This is a genomic window from Halorubrum sp. Atlit-26R (genome assembly GCF_003666015.1).
Classification (GTDB): domain Archaea; phylum Halobacteriota; class Halobacteria; order Halobacteriales; family Haloferacaceae; genus Halorubrum.
On sequence record NZ_QPLT01000144.1, the window covers coordinates 1 to 880 of the forward strand.

The 880-nt window shown below is 53.1% G+C and carries 1 protein-coding gene; it reads left to right on the plus strand.

The genetic code is table 11. The features are described 5' to 3' along the window. The first annotated feature begins 278 nt into the window (after positions 1–278). On the plus strand, positions 279–653 hold the full coding sequence (locus DVK07_RS24440) for an HNH endonuclease (RefSeq protein ID WP_394338897.1): 375 nt from the start codon (positions 279–281) through the stop codon (positions 651–653). Positions 654–880 lie beyond the last annotated feature (227 nt).

The window sequence follows — 880 nt, forward strand, 5'->3', positions numbered from 1 at the left end:
TGTATAGACGAATGGAAGAGTGTGGCATAAGTCGACGTCCTTCTAGCAGGGAACAAACTCCCGACCTGTTGGAATCTCCTACTCAGCTAAGAGAAGAATACCATACAGACGGTGTTAGGGCAAAAGACATCGCCGATCGCATCGGGTGTGCTAAAAGCACCGTACTTCGCTGGCTGTCTGTCCACGGGATTGAGACAAAAAATCCGAGAGATCATCATGACCGAGTCTCCGCAGAATGCGGGTGGTGCGGGAGTGAGATTTCACGGATTCCGTCTCGAATGAGAGCTACTGACATTCAATTCTGTTCAGCTACGTGTCAGTCAGAATGGCAAAGTGATGCGCGCAGTGGTGTAAATCACCCCTCATGGATAGGTGGTGAGAGACACTACGGTCGTGGCTGGAATAAAAACAAAAAGAACGCAGTCAGAGTGCGGGATCAGGCAAGATGCCAAGGGTGCGGACTACCTGAGTCGGTGTCATTTGAAGAATATGGCACTGCGCTTCATGTCCACCACATCACACCTGCCCGCGAGATAGATGATCCCAAAAAACGAAATCGCATGACCAACCTGATCACTCTTTGCCAGACCTGCCATCCGAGGTGGGAGAAAATGGCTCCACTTCGTCCGGACACCGAGTTTACAGCAGACTAACGAACACACCGATGACCCGAGAGGCGAGGTAATTTCCATTACAGACACACCCATGATACACACAGAATCAGCAGACAGAGAGGCATCAGTAGAAATAACTGGTGGGGAACAGGCCGCTGTGCGAGCGCAGATCGAGTTCGAGGCGGTCGCCGGCGACCAAGCGGGCGACATCTACGCCGACGACGTCGAGTTGGAGCGCGGGCGCGAGTCGCTGGAGGTGTGGATCC